General features: G+C 31.8%; 7 protein-coding genes. 3 read left to right on the top strand and 4 right to left on the bottom strand.

The genetic code is table 11. From position 1 onward, the window contains the following. Positions 1-79: 79 nt before the first annotated feature. From HG1285_RS06235 to HG1285_RS06250, 4 genes are all read right to left on the bottom strand, one after another. Complete coding sequence (locus HG1285_RS06235) at positions 80-289, bottom strand: hypothetical protein (protein ID WP_008288188.1); 210 nt, start codon at positions 287-289, stop codon at positions 80-82. A gap of 6 nt (positions 290-295) precedes the next feature. Continuing rightward, entirely contained in the window at positions 296-1,117 is an 822-nt protein-coding gene (gene moeB, locus HG1285_RS06240) for a molybdopterin-synthase adenylyltransferase MoeB (RefSeq protein WP_008288187.1), read from the bottom strand. Positions 1,118-1,195: 78 nt separating this feature from the next. Beyond that, positions 1,196-2,326 carry a nitronate monooxygenase family protein gene (locus HG1285_RS06245; protein ID WP_008288186.1) on the bottom strand — a complete coding sequence of 377 codons (1,131 nt, stop codon included), beginning with the start codon at positions 2,324-2,326 and terminating at the stop codon, positions 1,196-1,198. 167 nt (positions 2,327-2,493) lie between these two features. Beyond that, positions 2,494-2,784 (bottom strand): hypothetical protein, encoded by a 291-nt coding sequence (locus HG1285_RS06250; protein ID WP_008288185.1) that lies wholly within the window; start codon positions 2,782-2,784, stop codon positions 2,494-2,496. A 78-nt stretch (positions 2,785-2,862) separates the two neighbouring features. Between HG1285_RS06250 and recJ the strand changes: the two genes are divergently transcribed. The 3 genes from recJ (at position 2,863) to HG1285_RS06265 (ending at position 5,595) form a co-directional block, all read left to right on the top strand. Continuing rightward, positions 2,863-4,557, top strand: coding sequence for a single-stranded-DNA-specific exonuclease RecJ (gene recJ, locus HG1285_RS06255; RefSeq protein WP_008288184.1), 1,695 nt, complete (start codon positions 2,863-2,865; stop codon positions 4,555-4,557). 68 nt (positions 4,558-4,625) lie between these two features. Further along, a complete protein-coding gene (locus tag HG1285_RS06260) occupies positions 4,626-5,228 on the top strand; it encodes a peroxiredoxin (protein ID WP_008288183.1) in 603 nt (200 codons plus the stop codon). 43 nt (positions 5,229-5,271) lie between these two features. After that, positions 5,272-5,595, top strand: coding sequence for a hypothetical protein (locus HG1285_RS06265; protein WP_008288182.1), 324 nt, complete (start codon positions 5,272-5,274; stop codon positions 5,593-5,595). Positions 5,596-5,726 lie beyond the last annotated feature (131 nt).

The raw sequence follows: 5,726 nt of genomic DNA, 5'->3' as shown, positions 1-5,726 counted from the left end.
TTTTTCCGCCCAAATTGTGAAAACAGATAAAGCTATAGCAAACAACGTTATGGAAACAACCAAAAAAATTAAAAATTCTTCATAAGTCTTTATCATTACAATCTCCTCCAAGAGAGACAACATAAAAACCTACCGTTGCTAAAACAATAAAAACAAAAACCGCACCTACACTTAATGTAGGTGAGAATTTATCATTAACTATAGGCTGAATAACAGCAAAAACAACAGATGCTACACCTATATTTATAATAGCTTTTCCTACTTCTTCAAGACCTTTTTTATATCTCATATTATACTAAAATCTAATCTCACAGCTTTCCTGGTCATATTCAATAAGTTCTTTTATTTTTGGGTTTTCACCGCATAAAGGACATTTTTTGTCTTTTCTAAGTTTTACAATGTTAAATTCTGTTCCAAGTGCATCAAATATTAAAAGTTTACCAACTAAAGGCTCACCTATATCAAGTATAAGTTTTAAAGCCTCGTTTGCCTGTAGAGTACCCATTATTCCGCCAACAACTCCTAAAAGGCCTGCTTCCTGACAGCTTGGGACAAGTCCCGGAGGTGGAGGTTCAGGGAACAAACATCTATAACAAGGTGAATTTTCTTTATCTCTATAATCAAAAGTAGTTAGCTGTCCTTCAAATCTAAGTATTGCTGCTGAAACGAGAGGTTTGTTTAAAAAGTAGCAGGCATCATTAACCAAAAATCTTGTTGGAAAATTATCAGAGCCGTCTAAAACAATATCATAATCCTTGATTATATCTAAAACATTACCTTTATGAATTTTTTCATTATAAGCAATAACTTTAACATCAGGGTTTAGCTCTTCTAATGTTTTTTTTGCAGATTCAACTTTAGGCATTCCAACTCTTGAGGTGTTGTGGAGTATCTGTCTTTGAAGATTAGAAAAATCAACAACATCAAAATCAACTACTCCAATAGTTCCAACACCAGCAGCTGCCAGATAATATAAGGATGGAGAACCAAGACCACCTGCCCCTATAACAAGGACCTTTGCCTTTAAAAGTTTTTCCTGTCCTTTACCGCCAACTTCCGGCAGTATTATATGCCTGCTGTATCTTTTAATTTGTTCTTCAGTAAACTGAAAAGACATTAACAACACCTCTTTGTGAAAAATTTAAAACATAATATAATATATTAAATATTATTTTCATTCAATTAATGAAATTAATCATAAGGTTATACTCACATCTTCCGGCATTTCCTGTCCAGAAGGAACACCTTCTACAAGCTCTCTGATTAGGTCTTTAACATGAACAAGTCTCTTTATTCTATATCCATTAGAACCGCTGAAGAATAAACCTGTCTCATATCTTCCAAGATACGCATCACCAAGCCTATCAGCTATGCAGTATCCAACCTTTTTAGCTTCCTCACCATGATTACAAGGAACAACACAGTTGGAAACACATTTAACCTCTGGGGCTGTTCCTCTTTCTATATCCTTTAAAAGTTTTGTTATTATTCCCCTTGCAGGATAACCTACAGGAGATTTCAAAAGCTGTATATCCTCTTTCTTGGCATTTATTATAACTTTCTTGAACTCATTTGATGCATCGCACTCATAAGTACCAACAAACCTGGTACCCATCTGCACCCCAGCAGCACCAAGATTTAAATAGAATTCTATGTCATTTTTATCCCATATTCCACCAGCAGCAATAACAGGAAAATCACCCCATTTATCCCTTTCTTCTATAACTTGCGGAACTAAATTCTCAAGTTGAAACTCAGGCTTTAAACAATCTTCATAAGGTATACCTTGATGACCTCCTGATTTTGGTCCTTCAACGACAACAGCATCAGGAAGTCTATTGTATTTTTTCTTCCAATGTTTGCAGATAACCCTCAAAGCTCTTGCTGATGAAACTATCGGAACAAGAGCAACATCTGAACCTTCAGCGTATTCTGGAAGTCTAAGTGGAAGACCTGCTCCTGAAATTATTATATTTGCTCCAGCTTCTATAGAATCCCTTACAACTCTTCCATAATCTGTTATCGCACAAAGAATATTAACTCCAATTACAGCCTTTTCACCGCCGGCTATATCTTTTGCATCTCTTATTATTTGAGTTAAAGCTTCTTTATTATGTATATATTTACTTCCAACTGGTCTTCCATCTTTAAGTCTTACATAGTTAGGATGTCTATAACCTGTACCAACAGATGAAACAACCCCAAGACCGCCGTACTTAGATACTGTACCAGCAAGATTTTCCCATGAAATACCAACTCCCATTCCGCCCTGTATTATAGGATACTGTATTTCATATTTTCCTATTCTTAACGGCTGAAAACCCATATCATTTCTCCATTTTTAATTTAACTTTTAAATATAACACAATTTTCATTGATTTTTTATGACAGGAAGTACATTTTTAGCTTTTAAATATCTTTATCTGGTTATAAAGATGTGGTTCACCTGTTTCAAAAGCAATTTCTATTATTCTGTAAGTATAATTTTTTCTTTCACAGCTGACCTATAAAATCGGCAACAAATATTCCCTCTCTTCTTTTATGTTCATATACAACTCTTCCAATAAAACCCACATCAGACCTGTTAACCTTATCTATGTATTCAACGGTAAGTATGTTCTTAATTGCAAAAACAGAGAGCAAATAGTTTTCAATTGCCTCTTTCAAATTGTTTTTGATTAATTTTTTTACTGTAAAGTTATGTTCTTCTTTGTTGTTTTCAATACTTTTTGAATCTTTTTCTTCATTATCATGCTTACTGTTAAATTTTATAATCCTGCCCAAATCAAACACCCCTTCAAAAATGATTAATATTAAATATAATATGATATAATCTGTTTTCCAATAAATAAAGGAAAAACAATGATAAAAGGATTAACAGGTCAAAGGTGGCTTATTTTAGAAGACATAGAAAAAGCACCTGATTACCTTATAAACAAACATGGAAGAGTTTTAGGTCAGCTTATATTTAACCGCAGAACTTTATTTAATAATAAATTTGAAGAAGAAAATATATATCCAAAGATAAAAAATCTTATAGAACCAAAATATTTCACGAAACTTGAAGAAATTGCTCAAAATCTGGCAAATGACATAAAAAAAGGAAAATCCATAGCAATTTATGGAGATTATGATGCTGACGGTATAACGAGTACAGCTCTTCTTGCTAATTTTTTGTACGACATAGGTGTTAAAGTTAAGTACTATATACCAAGTAGATTTTCAGAAGGATACGGATTAAATAAAGCTGCAATAAAAAAAATATCATCTTTATCTGATATTTTAATTGTTTTAGACAGTGGAACAAGTGCTTATGATGAGTTAATATTTGCTGCAAAAAACGGCTTAAAGGTTTTTGTCTTAGACCATCACGAACCAAAAGATAAAAACTGGAAGTTTGAAAATGTAAATATACTAAATCCAAAATTATTCAATAAAATAAATCCTTATTTTAAACATCTATCAACTGTTGGGATTGTTTTTTACCTGATGATTATGCTTAGAAAACTTTTAAAAAAAGATATTCCCCTCAGTCCTTACCTTGACATTGTAGCAATAGGAACAATTGCAGATGTTGTACCTCTAACTTACTTAAATAGAATTCTTGTAAAGAAAGGAATAGAGGAAATTAACCGTAAAAGAAGAAAGGGTATTAAAGCTATGCTTAATCAACTAAATCTTGAAAAGGTAAGCAGTTTTGATGTAGGGTTTCAAATAGCACCAAGAATAAATGCTGCAGGAAGATTAGATGATGCGAAAAAGGCAGTAAAACTGTTAATATCCAGAAATGAAAAACAGAGCAAACAACTTGCATATGAACTTGAAATCCTAAATAAAAAAAGACAAAAAATAACAGAAAATGTATTTAAAGAAAGTCAAACAATGATAAAAAACGAAAAACCTGAAGATTTTGTAATGGTCGCAGGTAAAAACTGGCATCAAGGAGTTATAGGAATTGTAGCAGGAAGATTACTTGAAAAGTATAAAATACCTTCTTTTGTCCTTGCAGTAAATAATGGATATGCAGTAGCCTCTGTAAGAAGTACACCAGAGATTAATATACACAAAATTTTAAATAAACACGCATACATATTTGAAAAATTTGGCGGTCATTCTATGGCTGCTGGATTTACAATTAAATCAAAAAAAATTCCAGAGTTAAAAGAAATATTAAAAGAAGAAATGAAAAATGTAGAAAAAGAAGAAATATACCTTGAAATAGATATGGAAGTTCCTCTTTCTTACTGGGACGAAAGGACATTAAAATCATTATCAATTCTTGAACCATTTGGAGAAGAAAATCCATTTCCAAGGTTCATTGCAAAAAATTTAAGAATACAGGATTTTATGACAATTGGTATAGATAACAGCCATATAAAATTCTGGTTAAAGGATACAAACGGCAATTATTTTGAAGCTTTGTGGTGGGGAGCTAAAAACTATATAAATAAACTTTCTGTAGGACAAAAAATAAATATTGCATACATTCCTAAAATTTCTAAATTTAATAACAAAGTAAACATAAATTTTATAATTTCTGATGTAAACCTGATTTAGCTCATTTATTTATGACTAAATTTAATTGAGAATTATTATTAATAAATACTTTAAATGGAGGTAGAATCATGTCAGAAGTAATCTTAGTAGGTCAAGAAGTACCTGATTTTGAACTTGAAACTTATGAACCTGAAACAGGTAAATTTGGAACTTTTTCACTCGCAGAAGCAAAAAAAGAAGGTAAATGGACAATACTATTTTTCTATCCAGCAGACTTTACATTTGTTTGCCCAACTGAACTTGCAGACTTAGCTGAAGTTTATCCAAAATTAAAAGAGCTTGGGGCTGAAGTAGTATCTGTATCCACTGACACAAAATTTGTTCACCTTGCATGGCACAGAGATGAAAAACTTCTTGAAAATGTAAAATACCCTATGGGTGCTGACCCAACTGGAAAAGTTTCCAAAATGTTTGGAGTTTACGACTGTGCTACTGGACTTGCACTTAGAGGAACATTCATTATTTCTCCAGAAGGAAAATTAGTAAGTTCAGAAGTAAACTTCTACAATGTTGGAAGAAACGCAGATGAGCTCTTAAGAAAAATGGAAGCTAACGCATACTTAATTGGACACCCAGAAGAAGCTTGTCCTGCAAAATGGGAACCTGGAAAGAAAACATTAAAACCATCTGAAGAATTAGTTGGAAAAGTTTACGAAGCATTAAACGAATAAAATTTAAGGGGCTTAAAAGCCCCTTTTATAGTATAATTTCTTTATGGCTAAATTTAAATTAAAGAGATTTTTCCCACAAGAAATAGAAATAGAGATTACAGATAAGCAGTTAGTTCAAATGTTTCCTATAGAAGTACAAGAACATCCTTTTATGGGGGAAATATCACGCCAATGGCAATCAAATGAACAAATATTCAGTGTAGAAAGTGCAAAACCTGAAGAATTAATAGACATGTCAACAAATTCAAAACACATACAGCTAAAAAAAGAAACAATGGAAAAAATCCTATCAAGTCTTAATAAATTTAAAATAGTACTTTATTACGAAGATAAAGAAGACATTTATGAAGTTGAAAAAATTCAATAAAGATTGACTTTAAGGTTTAAATTAATGTATTCTAATAAGATAAAATTTTAATCTTAGGAGGTTGGTGTTTTTTATGGCAGTAGTTGAAGTTAAACCAGAGGAAGGTTTTGAGAAAGCATTAAAAAGATTTA

The organism is Hydrogenivirga sp. 128-5-R1-1 (genome assembly GCF_000171895.1).
This window is presented reverse-complemented; position numbering and strand designations above follow the sequence as displayed.